General features: G+C 59.6%; 15 protein-coding genes. 9 read left to right on the forward strand and 6 right to left on the reverse strand.

The genetic code is table 11. The features are described 5' to 3' along the window. Nucleotides 1-99 precede the first annotated feature (99 nt). From CDQ92_RS11175 to CDQ92_RS11185, 3 genes are read left to right on the forward strand one after another with little or no spacing between them, the layout of a single operon-like run. Nucleotides 100-588, forward strand: coding sequence for a helix-turn-helix domain-containing protein (locus CDQ92_RS11175; protein ID WP_088441409.1), 489 nt, complete (start codon nt 100-102; stop codon nt 586-588). Between the two features lie 31 nt (nt 589-619). Continuing rightward, nucleotides 620-928, forward strand: coding sequence for a hypothetical protein (locus CDQ92_RS11180; RefSeq protein ID WP_144035751.1), 309 nt, complete (start codon nt 620-622; stop codon nt 926-928). A gap of 31 nt (nt 929-959) precedes the next feature. Continuing rightward, nucleotides 960-1,445, forward strand: a complete 486-nt coding sequence (locus tag CDQ92_RS11185) for a hypothetical protein (RefSeq protein WP_188682410.1) — start codon at nt 960-962, stop codon at nt 1,443-1,445. A 160-nt stretch (nt 1,446-1,605) separates the two neighbouring features. On the opposite strand, the gene CDQ92_RS11190 is transcribed toward CDQ92_RS11185, so the two are convergent. Next, complete coding sequence (locus tag CDQ92_RS11190) at nt 1,606-2,931, reverse strand: IS1182 family transposase (RefSeq protein ID WP_088440032.1); 1,326 nt, start codon at nt 2,929-2,931, stop codon at nt 1,606-1,608. Nucleotides 2,932-3,065: 134 nt separating this feature from the next. Here CDQ92_RS11190 and CDQ92_RS11195 point away from each other — a divergent pair, with 134 nt between their 5' ends. From CDQ92_RS11195 to CDQ92_RS11210, 5 genes are all read left to right on the forward strand, one after another. Further along, nucleotides 3,066-3,398, forward strand: a complete 333-nt coding sequence (locus CDQ92_RS11195) for a helix-turn-helix domain-containing protein (RefSeq protein WP_088441411.1) — start codon at nt 3,066-3,068, stop codon at nt 3,396-3,398. Nucleotides 3,399-3,665: 267 nt separating this feature from the next. Then, a complete protein-coding gene (locus CDQ92_RS11200; protein ID WP_088441412.1) occupies nt 3,666-4,277 on the forward strand; it encodes a GntR family transcriptional regulator in 612 nt (203 codons plus the stop codon). Between the two features lie 137 nt (nt 4,278-4,414). Then, a complete protein-coding gene (locus CDQ92_RS20860; RefSeq protein ID WP_144035753.1) occupies nt 4,415-4,552 on the forward strand; it encodes a benenodin family lasso peptide in 138 nt (45 codons plus the stop codon). Nucleotides 4,553-4,601: 49 nt separating this feature from the next. Next, nucleotides 4,602-5,270 carry a lasso peptide biosynthesis B2 protein gene (locus CDQ92_RS11205; protein ID WP_158213826.1) on the forward strand — a complete coding sequence of 223 codons (669 nt, stop codon included), beginning with the start codon at nt 4,602-4,604 and terminating at the stop codon, nt 5,268-5,270. Then, entirely contained in the window at nt 5,267-7,033 is a 1,767-nt protein-coding gene (locus CDQ92_RS11210) for an asparagine synthase-related protein (protein WP_088441414.1), read from the forward strand. Before CDQ92_RS11205 ends, CDQ92_RS11210 begins: the two co-directional genes overlap by 4 nt. Here CDQ92_RS11210 and CDQ92_RS11215 read toward each other — a convergent pair. From CDQ92_RS11215 to CDQ92_RS11230, 4 genes are all read right to left on the reverse strand, one after another. Then, entirely contained in the window at nt 7,000-9,144 is a 2,145-nt protein-coding gene (locus tag CDQ92_RS11215) for an Atxe2 family lasso peptide isopeptidase (RefSeq protein ID WP_088441415.1), read from the reverse strand. The two genes, CDQ92_RS11210 and CDQ92_RS11215, sit on opposite strands and share 34 nt — an antisense overlap. After that, nucleotides 9,144-11,729 carry a TonB-dependent receptor gene (locus CDQ92_RS11220; protein WP_088441416.1) on the reverse strand — a complete coding sequence of 862 codons (2,586 nt, stop codon included), beginning with the start codon at nt 11,727-11,729 and terminating at the stop codon, nt 9,144-9,146. Before CDQ92_RS11220 ends, CDQ92_RS11215 begins: the two co-directional genes overlap by 1 nt. A 95-nt stretch (nt 11,730-11,824) precedes the next feature. Next, nucleotides 11,825-12,841, reverse strand: coding sequence for a FecR family protein (locus tag CDQ92_RS11225; RefSeq protein ID WP_088441417.1), 1,017 nt, complete (start codon nt 12,839-12,841; stop codon nt 11,825-11,827). Beyond that, nucleotides 12,834-13,376 (reverse strand): RNA polymerase sigma factor, encoded by a 543-nt coding sequence (locus CDQ92_RS11230; protein WP_088441418.1) that lies wholly within the window; start codon nt 13,374-13,376, stop codon nt 12,834-12,836. The genes CDQ92_RS11225 and CDQ92_RS11230 overlap by 8 nt, the downstream gene beginning before the upstream one ends. 653 nt (nt 13,377-14,029) lie before the next feature. Between CDQ92_RS11230 and CDQ92_RS11235 the strand changes: the two genes are divergently transcribed. Then, entirely contained in the window at nt 14,030-14,557 is a 528-nt protein-coding gene (locus tag CDQ92_RS11235) for a Ros/MucR family transcriptional regulator (RefSeq protein WP_188682485.1), read from the forward strand. A gap of 32 nt (nt 14,558-14,589) precedes the next feature. Here the strand turns inward: CDQ92_RS11235 and CDQ92_RS11240 are convergent, their stop codons facing one another. After that, nucleotides 14,590-15,963, reverse strand: a complete 1,374-nt coding sequence (locus CDQ92_RS11240) for an RES family NAD+ phosphorylase (protein WP_088441420.1) — start codon at nt 15,961-15,963, stop codon at nt 14,590-14,592. Nucleotides 15,964-16,018 lie beyond the last annotated feature (55 nt).

Consider the following 16,018-nt stretch of genomic DNA (forward strand, 5'->3'; position numbering starts at 1 on the left):
GATTGCGATTCAGGTAGGCTTGCCGCCATGGAATCGGTGAAGGGGATGGGTCGTTGGTAGTCGTTGTTGGGTTGATTTCTATTGGCGGCATGCTGGGCGATGAAGTCTAGTCGCGGGCACTCTTCGGGCGCCGAGGAACTGTTTGAGCGTTTAAGCCCCCGACAACGGGAGTGCCTGCGACGGGTCTATCTCCGAGGTACGTCGAAGGAGATCGCGACAGCGCTCGACCTCGGTCCGGGCACCGTCGACACTTATATTACGGAGGCGATCTCGACATTGAAGGCGCGCAATCGCCGGCACGCCGCCGAGTTGTTGCACGCCTATGAGGAGACGTCTGGCGCCCCCCGGAAATTCGAGTTCGAAAAAGCGGGGGTAGTCGAACCCGGTCCCGACGAGACATCCAGGTCGTCGGAAGCCAAGCCGCTTACGTGGCTGCAGTCGCTTCCTTTTCGAACCAAGGGAGTCCCGTTCAATGACCTCAGTCCATTCCTCCGCTTCTTCTGGATCGTCCAGCTCGGGATCGCGCTCGCCATCGGCTTCGGGATGCTCGCGGTCGGCCTCGAAGTCCTTTCTCGGATCCTCCAATGACACCGCCGCGCCGGATGCCCATGTGGTGGAATTGACGGACGCACTGTTCGGCTATGAACACCTGCTGCAGCGGCTCTTCTCGGAAGGCGGTCGTCTCGCGAGTGCGGTGGTTGCCGCCCAGTCGCATGAAAATCTCTCGCCGGTCGCCGGGCATCAGATCCTCTCGGCGATCAGCAATGCGCAGCTCTCGGTGAGCGGTGCCATCGGGCACATGGCCGAAGGTCATCGCCAGCTCGAGTTCATGGCGCAGAAGCTCGGCATCGATCCGGAAGCCTTTGGCGACGTGATCAAGCGCCCGAACAGCGCGCGCGGGGCGACGCCGATCGGCCTTGCCGCATGACGCCAAGGGCTGAAGGACCCTTTGCGATTCCATGATCGTCATTGCGGTCTTTATTGGATTGCTGACCCTCGCCGCTGGCTATGCCCAGTGGCGGGGCGGCGCGCCGGAGAAGCTCGCGGCCACCGCGATGTTCGGCGCGATGCTTGCGACCTTGTGGGTCGGCTCGCACGCGCCATCGTTCAACGGAACGCAATGGGAATTGCTCGTGGTGGACTTCGGGCTGTTTGTCGCACTGTGTCTGCTTGCCAATTTCGCCGACCGATTCTGGCCAATGTGGCTTGCGGCCTTCCAACTGGTGGCGGTCGCCTCGCACGGGGCGAGCGCCTATAACCCGGGGATCCTGCCCGTCGCCTATTGGTGGATCGTGGGGAAGATCTCTTATCCGATGATCGCGATCCTGGTGATCGGGACGCTGCGGCACGATCGCCGGAAGCGCCTCGGCGGACCAGAGTTTGGATGGACCCATGAGCGCCACCGTGCTCGCGCGGGTTCTGGAGAAACACAATGGACGAGCTAGGAGCCCGTCCACGAACTCTTTTTCGCAGGTGTCGCGGCGGACATGACGGCGTTCGCGCCGGGTTTTGACCTGAGGGGTGGTAGAATCGCGGTGATTGGGTCCGAATGCCGGGTTGGTTGCGGCCTGTGGCGCTGAAGAGACGCAATCGAAGAGGGCAGAACTACGCTACGGCCCAGAGCTTGGTGATATTGTGGGCGATGCAGACGAGGCTCCATTCGTCTTGGACTTTGTCGAGACCGCGCAGGAGGAACTGACGGAATCCGCGCGCTTGCTTGATCTGTCCGAAAACCGGTTCGGGCAGTTGTTTGCGTAAACGATAGCGACTGCGGTGTCCGCCAAGCTTGAGCTTCTGGCGCATCGCCTGGGTGAGCGGTCCGCCCACCTTGCCTCCGGTCGTCGGGCGCTTGGCCTGGCCCGTGGCGATGTAAGCGGAAATCTCGCGATCCTTGAGCCCGGCCAGATTGGCTTCGGAGCAATAGCCGGCGTCCGCCGAGATCTCCCTGGCCTTCTTGCCCTCCATGTTCCGGGTGACAGCGTCGGTGAGCGGGATCAGGCAAGTGGAATCGGCTGACGAGTTCGACAGCGAATGCGCCACGATTATTTGCGCGGTCGCATCGACGGCGATCTGACCGTTATACGCCTGAATGAAGCCATCCTTGCCCGGCATGATCCGACTGTCCGGGTCGGTGAAATTGCGCTGTGCCTTGGGCTTGGGCGTTCCTGGCGGATGCTTGGGCTTGCGGCCTGGCCGCGGTCCATCGCTGCGATCGTCATCATCGCCCTTCGCCTTGGCCTTGGCATCTTCCTTTGCTCGGGCCTCGGCTTCGAGCGCGACCTTGGCCTCACGGATCCTGGTCAGGCGCTGCTGTTTGTCGGCAACCCAGTCGGGCAACTCGTCGCCGCGCTGGCCGGCGCCGAGGCTCGCATCATCGCGGCGGTCAGCGGCCTCGGCAGACTTGAGCCAGCTTGCCACTTCGGCCGCAAGCGCCGCTTCGGCCTTCTGCATGCGGGCATAGCTCATCGCCTTGTGCTTGGACGCATTGGCTTTGATCTTCGTACCGTCCAGCGCGACATGGCCGAGCTTGACCAGGCCAGCCTCGGCGCACAGCTTCAGCACCTGTACGAACAATCCCGACAGCGCTTTGAGATGCCGCTTGCGAAACTCTGAGATCGTCCGAAAATCCGGCTTCGAACTGGCCGTCACCGCATGGAAATCGAGCCGGTCTTCGCAAGCCCGCGCGATCCGTCGCGAGGAATAGAGGCCCTGCGTGTACGCGTACAGCAGCAGCGCCGTCATCATCGCAGGATGAAACGCCGGCGCCCCACGAGCATCGTCATACGATGCATAGACCGCTTCGAGATCCAGCTCGTCGCGCACCAGATCCCGAACAAAATGGGCAGGGTGCGAGGACGGGACATAATCCGACACCGAAGGCGGAAACAGGGATACCTGATCAACATCCCAGGGAAGAAAGCGCTTGCTCATCCCCCGACTGAATCAAAACTCATCGCCGCAGTCCAGCCCAAATATGCTAAATCGTGGACGGGCTCCTAGACGACGAGGAGCTCGCCCGGCTTTGCCAGGCGGTTTACCGGTCACGTCGTGCACGGCCGCGATATATGGCGGCGGCAGGCGATCTGTTCGCCGACCCGATCTGGGATATGATGCTCGATCTCTATATCGCATCGCAGCGCGGCCAGCTCACGACCGTCACCAATGCCTGCGTTGCCGCCGATGTGCCACAGACGACCGGGCTTCGCTATATCGAGAAGCTGACCTCGCGCGGCCTCGCGGTCCGGTACAGCCATTTGAAGGATAAGCGGATGCTCGGCCTCGAGCTGACGCCCGAGGGCAAGGCGGCGATGGAGGACATGCTTCGCGAGCTGGTGCGGCTGCTCGGCGAAGCCGGCTACCGGCACGAAATGATGCCGCCACTCCTCAAGGCGGTGTGACCAGCAGGGTTTTGGCCATCGCATCGATGCCGGCGGCGGCGGCGCGGCCTCGGGACGATCGCGCAGCCCGACAGCGGTCCGCAGAGCATATATGGTCGCAGAATGAGACCAAATGTCGTTGCAACGGCGTGCGAATGACCGTTGTTTGGCGTTGCGGCAAGCTGGCCGTGGCGGTGGGTACTCTCGGTACGGGTCACCGTCTGACGGGATTTCGCGCAGGCCTGGCGGGCCAGCAGCCTGACGGGTTCCCCAACAGGGGTGTCGGACATGGGCGCTGACCATGGACTGAGTGAACGGGCCTATGCGGCCCTCAAGCTGGATCTCGTCGAGGGGGAGTTGCCGCCGGGCCGCGTGCGGATTCCCCATCTTGTCGAGCGCTACCAAGCCGGCGCGACGCCGGTGCGCGAGGCGATGCTGCGGCTCGTCGGCGAAGGCCTTCTCGTTATGCCGGTGCAAGGCGGGTTCGAGGTTCCGGCGCTGGACGAAATCGCGGTCCGGCATCTTTATGAAATTGCACAATGCAGCATCCTCGATGCCGCGGCGTGCCAGATCGGCGCCGCGTCTCCGCTCGTGTTCGACGAACGCGATGAGACCGGTCGCGCGCCGGCGATCGAGCGACTGTTCGAGTTCCTGGCGGTGCGAACCGGCAATCCGTTTTTTCTGGCGCGGGTTCGGGGGCTCAATGATCAGATGCGTCGGATTCGACGTGCCGAAGAGAGCCGATTGAGCGGATTGCACCGCGAGTTCGCGGCGCTGCTTGGTCAGATCAGGCGCGATGAACGACCGTTGGTGCGGCGATCCCTCATCGCCTATCACAAGCGTCGGCTTCGCCATCTGCCTGAAATCGTGGGCGCGATCCCTCCGGGGAGGCGAACGTAAGGCCGGCGTTACCCATATTGGACTTAAGTATCGGATATATAGGTCAGATGCGGGACCATATATCTTAGGATATACGCCTTTTCTTGGCGATCCTTTCAGAGCTGCGACCCAGCAGCAGGATGTGAAAGGAGACTATCATGAACAAGGAACTCGACCATCGCGACGACGAGCTCATCGATCTCGGTTCGGTCACCGAAGAAACGAAGGGCCCCGGCTTCATCAACAACGACGGCGTCGGCGGCAAGCTGCCGTTCGCTGGTCTTTCGGACGACTGAAAGGCAGGGCGTGCGAGCCGTAATGGCTCGCGCGCCTGACGCTCGTAGCATGTCCATGGCCTTTGCACTTCACGAGAGTATCCGCTTCTGCATCAGCGGCGGGCAAGTCATTCTGTTAGACATTCGAGCGGAAAGGTATTTCGCGCTTCCCAAAAGCTACACCGATGCTTTTCACCATTGGCTAGGGGGTGAGCCGATTACGGAGCGAGAAGTAAATTGTCTGGAGCGGCTTATCAGAAGAGGAGTTCTCTGCCGCACCGCGGACGAACCGTCTCGGTCTGACAACCGCAGTCTTGGCGCATTCGTGCCGACCGCCGTGCTCAACACCTCCCTCGTGCGACCATCGCTGCTTGCTGTCGTCAAGGCGATCGGAGCTCGTCTTCTATGGGCGTGGCGCATGAAGCATTGGCGGCTTGAGCGGCAGCTGCACCATCTGGAGGGACTGGGAGACAGCAGAAAAGCGACACCAACGGCGGAAATGAGAGCCATCGTCTACGCCTTCGAGCTGGCCGACCGGGTCCTTGGCAGCCACGACAAATGCATGGAACGATCCTTCGCCCTGGTGTCGGTTTGCCGGAAGTACGGTTTGCGAGCGCAGGCGGTTATCGGAGTGCAGAACGCGCCATTTGCGGCGCACTGCTGGGTTCAGGACGGAGAGATCGTTCTCAACGAACAACCTGATCGAGTACAGCTGTTCACGCCCATCATGGTGATATGATGCCGGTGCAGTATCTGATTCTGGCTAGCGGTGCGCCCGGTTGGAATGAGGCATTCGTCCGATCGCTGGTCTTTCGCACCGCCATGTCTGTGGCCTATCAGAGCGATAACCTGATCGCGTTGGTGAACGATCCCAGCGAGATGCTTCTAACTCCCGACGGGAATGGATTTATCGTTGGGAAGCTTTTCCGAGCGTCCGGCGAATTCGATAAGATTGATGCTTTTACGCGAGAGGAAGCTGAAACGATAGGGCGGGACAGTCGGCTAGTCTCCCAATATTGGGGCAGCTATGTCTCAGCGTTTCGCACCGATCGGGAAGTTGGCATCCTACGGGATCCGTTGGGTGGCCTGCCTTGTTATTACACTTCGTCCCGAGGTTTAACCGCATTTGTCTCAGACGCGCCAATTCTAGAAAAAGCCGGCTTGCTCAGGCCTTTGGTCGATCTTGCGGCTGTCGGTCGCACGCTCTATTTTAGCCAACTCCCCACCGAGGGCACCGCAATTTCCGGTCTGAAGCAGCTGCTACCTGGCCAAATGATAACTTTGGCGGATCATGAAACCAATTTGACGCAGCAGTGGAGCCCTTGGGACCACATGGCGCCACGCGCATCGGAAGATCTCCACACACGAAGCGAACGGCTTGAGCACCTGATCCGTCGTACTCACGCGGCGTGGGCCAAATGCTATCCGCGATCCCTCATCGGGCTCTCGGGGGGGCTCGATTCATCGATCGTCGCCGTTTGTTTGGCGGAAGCGTGTGAAACCGTCCACTGCCTCACAGCCGTTACATCTGATCCGGTGGGCGATGAGCGACTTTATGCCCGCATGATATGCGATCAGACCGGCACTGCGTTCCATGAGAAGGAATATGCGGACGCGGCCATAGAAATGGGTCGTTCGGTTGCTGAAGGCGTTCCCATTCCAAATGGTAAAACACATGAGATGGCTTACAATCGCGTTGTACGTGAGGCGGCACGCCGGCTCAATGTCGATGCTTTTTTTGTGGGCGCTGGCGGTGACAATGTTTTCTATCTGACGCATTCGGCGAGGCCGATCGTCGATCGGTATCTCGCCGAAGGGATTTCCAAGAACCTCTACGCCACTATATTGGACATCTGTTCGATCACGGGCGCAAGTTTTTGGCAGGCTATTTCCGAGGCAGTCCGGATAGGCATCCGCGGTCGCCGACGTGCCCAAATCTGGCATGTCGATACGGACTATCTGGACCGCGAGCTTGTCGCGAACGCGGCAGAATCACCCGTTCAGCACCCATGGCTGCGCGCACCAAAGGACGCCAGCTATGGGAAATTGGGGCATGTGGCCATGATCCTGCGAGCGCTCCATCATATCGAACATCGCGACAAGCAGTTGACTGTTCCGATGATCAGTCCCCTTCTCTCACAACCGATAGTCGAAGCGTGTCTGGCAATACCATCGTGGGAGGCTTGTCATGGCGGCCAGGATCGCTCTGCTGCTCGCAGAGCTTTCTCAGCAGCCTTGCCATCTCGTGTGGTTGGTCGCCGTGGGAAAGGCAGTCCGGACGGCTTCGTTGGGGGCTTTATTCGTCATCATTGCGGGGAGATTGCAGATCGGCTCTTAAACGGACACTTGGCGACAAATCGTCTCATCGATCGCCAAGCCCTCGAGATCGCATTGCGGCCGACCACTCCTCTTCAACGAAATGATTGCGCTCGGATCATGGAACTCCTTGATGCTGAGGCCTGGATCGATCACTGGTCTTCAACGTCAAGAGACCGAGCCTGAGTATTTGCACCGGGTCCACGAAGCTTCCATTCATCGCGCATTATCTTCCACCGTTCGGCTTCTTCTCTACGGGCGGGATTCTGCGGAAGCTCGTCCTTCAACCAGAAATTGAACCAAGCCAAATTGCGAAGATAGATGGCGAGCCGATGCGCGGGCTGAGACTTGATGTGATCCTCGTCGGGAAAGATATAAAGATCGCTGGGCGTTCCAATTTGTTGCAACGCTGTATGGCTTCCTACCATCGCCAAAAACTCATTGTCCGCAGCCTGGAAGAGCATTGGGAATCGGACCCGTTCCGGTTGCGACATAAAAGCGATCTTCGACCAGAAGCCAACATCATTGTCGGCAAGCCGGGGCCATCCGCTCTCATGATATGCCTGCGCGATCATCGGACCCAGAATTGCATCTTGGTCAGGCTCCAGCGCGCAGCCAGAAACCGATCCGGCCGCGAATTTGACGCTGTTGATTGCGGCAAACTTAGCCGTGGTACAGCCATCACTCAGGCCTGAAATGCCGACCTTGTCGGTGGCAATCAGTCCTCTTTTCTCCAGAGAAGAAATCGCAGTTTCGATCGCGGAAAGGATTTGCTTTCTGCCTACGAAATTTTGGTTGAACGCGGCTGCTAGTTCCCCCGCATCCTTCTGCCTGCCAATGATGTCTTCATAAGTCAGATTATCGACGCTGAGTATGAAATACCCCTCATTGGCAAACGTCTGGATGGGGATCTCGTCCCCTGTGCTGCCCCGAAGAAAGCCCTTCGTGCGATACTGGACGATCACAATTGGATAGCGTTGACCGGCGCGGTAACCGACAGGATACACAAGGTCGCCGTACCAAGGCACGCCGAATCCATTCCGCCAATTGAGCCTTTCCACGCGCCCCAGGAGCAGGTGGTCGAACTCGGGATTGGGGTCGAACAGCTTTTCAGCTTCCTTTTTTCGCAAGTCGAACTTTACGAAGTGGCGAGGTGCACTTGAGCGTTCACGGAGGCAGAGCAAGCCGTTCCCACTAGGCTGACACTCGATGAGAGCATCACTCGTAACAATCGCGCGCGAAGCGGAAGGCGCCTCAGGCCTCCACAGATAAATTCCCGTGAGGCTGTTGGCCCAGCCCTCGCGCCGCGTAAAGATCAGCTCTGCTCCATCGGAAGTCCAGCCGATCATAGACGATCGGTCCAGCTTGCAGACGTTGGGCGGACAATCGAAGCGGTCGGTCCCAATCGTGGCAATCAGCCTATAGTCCGGCGGATAGCTCTGGGTTTCTTCTGTTTCGATCCATGCCTCCCGCTGTCCTGGACCAGACGCGCGGCGCGGTTGCTCCTCACCGACGCCGAAGACACGACTCTCGGCCTCGGTGGCGGCACGCTCCGCGCCGGTTTCAATGTCGACGACTATGTACCGTGACGAAGTGGCTGGTACTTGCGGCCGCCCTCCGCGGACGGGGAACGCTCGCTCGTCATAGCGCCATCCGCTCAAGCCTTCGAGGTCGATCCCGCGTTCTTGTTCTGGGATACCTGGCCGCGTCGAATAAATGATGGATTGATCGTCGTCCGATAGTCGGAAATCATCTACATCAGTTGGAGATTTCGTAATCTGGCGAGCATTTGCACCGTCCAAACTCGCAAGCCAGACTTGATTCGATCCATTATCGCGCTTCAAATACGCTATCAGCTTGCCGTTCGGCAGCCACCGCGGCGTAATGGGGGCCGGGGTTCCGATTTGGAAGGCTGACCACCCATACCACGCCGGACGGTCCATAATGAGTTCGTGGCTGATGTCGATTAATTGACGCTTGGCACCGGGACGAAGCGGCAGCACGACTAGTCCCGCACAATATGAGTTTGTCTCGGGGTCTGCGCGATGAAGCTGGAACGCAATGCTTTGCTTGTCTGGTGAAAGCGTGAATAGGGGACGCGAGGGATCCGCGGCATAGGGTTGACCGATATCCCGAAGCTCGACGAGATGATCTGCCGTGACGGACGAGCGCGGGAGCTTCGCCGCTTCGGTCGGCAAAAGCCCTTCGCAGCGATCATCGGCGCTTGCAGGACTAGCGAAAATGACGAGAGCGCACAGCCAAACGGCGGCGAAAGAATTTCTGGCACGACGCATCATTACCAAGCCTTGGAGACTGTGAGGCCGAAAGTGCGGCCGAGCGTCGAATGATTGACCGAGTCATACCGCAAAGCGGCGGGATCGAGCGATCGGACCGATGGCGGTATCTCGTCAAAGAGATTTTGAATCGTGATCGTCAGGGTGGTCCCGCCGAAGAGACCGCGGCGTTCACCGCTGCTGACATTCAAGATGGCATCAACGGTTACAAAAGACGGCACCTTCATGACCGGCTGGAAGCGGTCGTCCTTCATAGTGCCGATGTAGTTGCCAGCCGCCGTCAAACTGACGTCGCCTTCCTCCCAAGTGCCGCTTAGTTTTCCTCGCCAGTTCGGCGGCCTGAAGATCAGACCCGATTGGGACATCTCCGGTTGCCCTGCGACGATTTGCCTCGTGCTATCCAGATAAGTTAGAGAGCCGCTGATCCAGACCTTGGCACCATCTCCGACGTCGCGCGAATATTTGATTGAGGCGTCCATGCCGCGGAGCAATTGCAGCGAAATGTTCTGCAGCCGGTCGTCGAGGATCGCCGCAACCGAACCCGGATTAAACGGTTGTCCGGACGAATTCTCGAAAACACCCGAAATGCTGTTGATCGCGCTGTTTACCTGCAGTGCAGTGGGGTTCAGCTGAACGAAGTAGGCGTACACTGGGAGGAAAGCGCTGGTGATGGGCGAAAATGGTGAAGCCACTCTATTACGGTAGCGAATGCGGAAATAGCCAAGGTCCAATCGAAGACCATCGACCGCAACGGGTTCTATCGTCAAAGACGCCGTGAGCGTGGTAGCTCGTTCCGGCGAGAGGTTGGGGTTGCCGCCGAAGAGATATAGGACGGGATCGCTTACGGCCGGAGCGGGAGAGAAGATGAAACCCGGTACAAGCTGGGCATTGGAAGTTTGACCCGTTTGATACAAAGTCGGAACCTTGAAGGATTTTCCCCAACTGGCTTTGAACTCCAATCCGGCGAGCGGCGCATACACCATGCCGACTTTTGGGGTCGTTATTTGATCGATTCCGCGATGACTTTCGAAGCGCAATGCGCCGACGAAATGCAGCTTGTTAACAACGCTGATCCCGTTCGTCGGCGAGACCAGAGGTAGAGACAACTCGCCATAGCCAAAGGCGACGTTTCGAGTTTCGGCAAAGATATCGATCGGCGATTCCACACCGCCGACAAAACGCCGCGAATCGACGCGGAGCTTGTTGGATCTGAATCCGCCTCCAATCGCGATACGGGCCTCTCCGCCGGGCAGGGAAAATATCCGGCCTTCGGCTCCAATTTCGACCGCTCCAAGTTTGTTTTCATATTGAGGCACGGCCAGCCCAGCCTCTGCCCCATTGAAAAATACGCGGGTTGCGATCGATGTGTTGCTTTCACCATAGGTGCCTGACAGGCGAAGGGACCAACTGGTTCCTAGCTCCACTTGCAATGATGGTGTCACTGACCAGCTGTCGACCGTCGAATCAACCACACTGCCTTGGCCGTAACAGCTCGGCGAAATTGATGCGGTGATGCAGCGCGACGTCGAGCGGTGCATATAGTGTCCGTCGAACTCCAAACCGACGCTCTCACTGACAGTTTGGCGACCAGCTGCAACAATGCTGACCTGCTTTTGGCGGGGAAGGAGTGTCGTATCCGGTGGCAAGTTGCTCGTGTACGCTCGCTGGCGCGCCGCGACTTCGTCCATTTTTTGATAGTCGGCGGCGACCATCAAGCTACCGGAAGCCCAGGCTGGGCCCCCGACGACATTATACTGTTGCGTAAAACCGCCGCCCGCGGTCGTACCCGCCAAGCGCGCAGAAGTTATCACCTTGTCGACCTGACGTCGAAGAACGACGTTGGCGACGCCCGCTACGGCATCGGATCCATAGAGTGCCGACGCACCGTCGGTCACAATGTCGATACGTTCGATCGCTGACAGCGGAATAGCCGATATGTCGACACCTTGGCTGATCGCGTCGAACGCGACGCGATGTCCATTGAATAGAGTCAGAGAGGCATCGGGACCGAGGCCACGCAAATTAATTGCCGACGACCCAGATACGTTTGTAAAACCTCCTTGCCCCGACGCTGATATCGTCGGATTTTGACCGCCCGAGAAATTTTGCGGCAGATCGCGAATAATCTGGCCCAGATCGGTCCGGCCGAGCAACTCGGCCTCCCGTCGAGTGATGCTCGTAACGGGAGACGTCGCCGGGCCACCGCGGATGCGGGAGCCGATGACAGTGATCTCTGCCGGGTTAGCATCCGCAGTATCGATGGCGTCCGCCCGGGCCCCTTCGCCGATCAGGATGGTATCGTCCTTAAACTGGACCCGGACTGCCGTCCCATGCAACAGCGCGCGCACCGCTTGCTCGACCGTATATTGCCCCTTGAGGACCGGCGCCGTTCGCCCCGCCACCGCGGAGGAGGTGATCATGATCTGTTGGCCAGAGGTCAGCCCAACCGAGCGCAATGACGTTTCGAGATCTTGGGCCGGCAGATCATAGTCGGTAGCGGTGGCCGCCTGTGCGGCAGCAGGTGCAGAACACGCAAGTATAGCTGTTGTGGCGAGCAGCGTGCTCGCCACACCGGTGCGAAATGACATGGATCTTCCCCCCAATTTTTCATTTTGAGCGGGCGTTTTCCCGCTGCAATTTGGTAGGAACGAGATGGATTTGGAAAAACACGCTAGAGGTCGATTTATTTTTCCAAGCGAGTGAGAATGATCTCCCCAGCAGTGCGCTCGACCCGCAATCCGAGCAGTTGTGCGAGATGGCCAGCGAGCGCGTCGGCGTCGTCGATACGGAAGACGCCTGATACCTCGATCTTGCCGAGGCTTGGGTCCGCCAGCCTGACCTTCGCTACCGCATAGCGGTTCACCTGCGCGATAACATCGGCAAGGGGCGCGCGGCGAAATTCCATCATCCCCTTGGGCCAATCCTCAGGTGCGTCGGCCTTTCCCTGAATCTGTCGAGGCTGAGCCTTCGGTTCGACCACGATGGTCCCGCCCGGCTGCAGGCGCAGCGTCGGCGCCCCGGCGCGAGAGCCTTTTTGCGTGACGTCCACTGCGCCGTGGAGGAGTTGAACCTTGACCCTGCGATCCTCGAGATAGGATACATCGAACACCGTGCCGCGCGCGATCACCTCCGCGTCGCCGGCGTCGACGACAAAGGGCCGTGCTTCATGGGCGACTTCGAACCGTGCTCGGCCATGTTCGAGCCGCAGATGCCTCGCCGTCTGTCCAAAATCGATGGTGACGAGCGTATCGGTGTCGATCGTAAGCTTGGAGCCGTCCGACAATTTGACTGTCCGGATTTCGCCGAGCCGCGTTGCATATTGAATGCCGTCGGACTTCCGGGCTATTTCGACGGGCGGCGCATTGAGACTGCTGTCGCCCGGCAGAATCGGAACAGCCACGATGCGCCAGGCGACAAATCCGACCAGCGCGGCGACGCCGATGGACACCATCCACACGCGCTTGGCGGCGCCCCGAACTGGCTGCGGCGGCGGGAGATTCTCCCAGTTCACACGCTTGCCGTCCGAATAGAGGTTGGCGATTCGATTGTACGCGGACCGGTGGACCGCGCCACGGGCGAGCCAGCGCTCGAAACCGGCGCGATGACGTTCGGCCTCGTCGCCGCGCATGCGGGCGAACCATTCGATCGCCTCACGCTGGAGCTGGTTGCTCTCGAAGGGGTTTCGGCGTTTATCAACCATCGGTGTTCACCCTGTGATCGAGATACCGGAGCGCTTTCTTCATATGAAGTTCGACGGCGCGGACCGTAATTCCCAGCTCTTTCGAAATCTGGCTGTAGGTAAGGTCTTGCTGCCGACTGAGCCGGAAGACCTCGCGTGTTAGCGCCGGGAGCTCGGATAAAGCCTGCTCATACCGTCGCATGAAATCGGCGGCGTCGATCATCCATTCCTGCTCCGGCGCGGTCGCGAGATCTGGGGCCTCGTCGATCGGGACGTGAATTGCCTTTGCCCGAAGCGGCGCGCGGTGGGTGCGGCACCAGAGAATGCCTTTGGCAATCTGCCGCAAATAGGCGTCGGGCGTGTGCGGCCGCGCGGGTGGCGGGGACGCAACGAGCTTGACGAAGGTCTCCTGAACAAGGTCGTGTACCTCATCTTGATTTCTGACTGCGCGCCGAATGAAGCGGGCAAGGCGCGGCGCTTCCGTCCGGAACAGGCGGTCAAGCCAGCGATCGTTGGTTTCTTGAAGGACGGCACTGTCAGGCGGCGGCTCGCTCATGGCGAGGCCTCGCGCCCAGGCGACCGCCCGTCGGCTTTGGGTTCAGATGGATTTGGATTCATGGACGCCGCCGGTCAGCAATGCATGCGCAATTCTGCCCATTCGGACATTGATGCACAGAATGTGACGGCCGACCATGGACAGTCGATCGTATTTGGATCGCACGACGCCACGAAGCGGCGCCGCTGGATAGGTGTTATGCACATCTGATACGGCGCACGCAAGTTGCAATGGCGTGGACGATCAGGCTTTGTCTTTGCTACACCCAGATTGGAGCACTTCAATATTCTCAGATCAGAAAATTTACTTATCGTAATTTAACAGTATAGATTGAATGATAGTATAGTTATTTACAATTATTCTTATGATGCAATGCATCGGCTCCGTGCGCAAAAAGGAAATAGAATTTGGTGTCCGCCTCGCCAAAACCGCTGCGTAAAAATATTCGTCTGATATCTCATCGCGCAGCGCCGGAATTTGGCTTCAAGGTACAGAAACACCGACCCCCCGCCGACTTCAAAACTTAATCGCGAAAAGTTCTGCGGGCCGAGCAGGCGGCGAAACGGGCGCGAACGGGTTCGATCCGGGCCAGAACATCATCGACAAGACGGCGGTCTGACGACAAAGTGCGGCCAGCAACAAGGGGAAGCAGAGTGACCGAAGCGCTTGTCGAACTCGCCGCGGACATCGCCGCGGCCTATGTCTCGCACAATGCCGTCCCGATCAGCGACCTACCGGTTTTGATCCAGAATGTTCATGAGTGCCTCGCGGCGCTGGGCGCCGAGGAAGCGGTCGAGGCGGCGCAGCGGCTTCCGGCGGTCTCGATCCGGGCATCGATCAAGCCCGATTATCTTGTGTGTCTCGAAGACGGAAAGAAGATGAAGCTGCTCAAGGGCTATCTGAATCGGGTCTATGGCCTGAGCCCGCGCGAGTACCGGGAAAAGTGGAACCTGCCGGCGGACTACCCGATGGTCGCGCCGGTATATGCGGCGCGTCGCCGAGAACTCGCGATGGAAATTGGCCTCGGCCGCAAGGCCGCCACCGGCACGACGCGAGCGGCCGCCGTACCAAAGAGCGGCAAGAAGGCATTGGCGCCCAAGCCAACAAAGGCCGGACGACCAAGCACGAACGGAAAGCTGTCGCTGCGCCTGGGGAAGAGCCCGCGCTCAGAGCCGGCGTAGGCGCAGACAGATCACCGGGCCGCCGCCTGACATCAGTCGTCGGCCCCTGGCCATGATGTCGTCGGGGTCGTAACCTGTCGTGTGTACAGTTCATAGGCAACGGCCCGGATCGCGTGGACTGCGATGCCATCTGGCGGCAGGCGCAAGCAGAGCGGACGATCGTCGTCAATGTCGAGCTGGACGAAGGTATCCGGAAGGGGTGCCGGTATGTGAGGAAGGTCGCCGTTCAGCACGGCCAGCGGGTCGGGCGGCTCGACCGCGTCAATCTCCTGCACGCTGAGATGGATGCTGTCGTCGTAGTCTTCGGTATCAACATCAATGGTTCGTACATCGAGGTCGATAAAGTGGGTGTGATGCGGGAACGGCTCGACCCGGGCCGCGCGATTGAAGAGCATCACGTTACCGCCGGTCGAGCCACTCTGCGTCGATTTGTAGAATATGCCGTCGATCGGGAAGACGAGGCGATGCTCGAGATATTCGGCGACCATCTGGGTCGGAACGTAGCCGAGCAACTCGGCGCCGGGCAGGACCGGGCGCGAGATTTGCTCGCCGAGTGAGCGCAGGAAATACGCGCGGTCGCGTTTCGCCTCGAACTGGGGATCAAACGGATTTGCCTGAGGCGCTAGCTCTTCGAGCGCGCTGAAGTCGAGCAGTTGCAATGGCCGCAAAACGTCGAAACGGCCGACCACGACGTGCGCTCCAACCGGGGGACGAATTTCTGCGATGCAGGTCGCTTCATCGGTGGCGCCATAGAAGCCCGGAATGCCGGGCGCATTCAGGCGCCCGCCCTGCCCTAGGCCTGGCAGCAGCGGCCCCATCTGGAGGACCGGTTGCCTGAGAATACGGCGAAGAGTATCCTCATCGGAAGCCACGCGAGCGCGATAGAATTGGCTGCCCGGACCTCCCGGAACGACCAGTTTGATGACCGATGCCGCATCCCAAGTGCGATGCGCGTCGATGTCCTCGAAAACATCATCGAGCCAGGCCATGGCGTCCGCGTTGATGTACCGCGCCGTCTTGCGCAGGGTGTTGCAGAATCGCGCCCAGCGCTCTTCCTGCCAATAGTGGGGCGTGCGGCTCCGCCTGAAACCCGTCGAATAGTCGTACGGATTTCCTTCTTCCTGGTCGCCGTAAGTGTCGCCGAGATACTCCTCGATCCGGAAGGCCAGATCGGAATCGATACCCGCGATGTCGACAAAGATGGCGGCGGCTCCGGGGCTTTGATCGTAGGGCGTGAGCTCGAAGTTCGGAAGGAACGCTTCGTCAATTCGCGCGGCGAGCAGCTCGAAGGGGACCGCCGGGCGCGTTTCGCCGCATTCGGCGCAAGTCCCGAGCCGGGCCTCCGATGCAAGTTGTGCGCGGAGGTGAATATTGCCGATGCATTCGAGACAAACGGGATGGGTCATCGGGACCTTGTGGCAGAAGTTCTGCAGCGCGTCCCGTCGCTCGCGGTGTCCATGT

Origin of the sequence: Sphingopyxis bauzanensis (assembly GCF_002205675.1) — a bacterium.
In the GTDB taxonomy this organism is placed as follows: Bacteria; Pseudomonadota; Alphaproteobacteria; order Sphingomonadales; family Sphingomonadaceae; genus Sphingopyxis; species Sphingopyxis bauzanensis.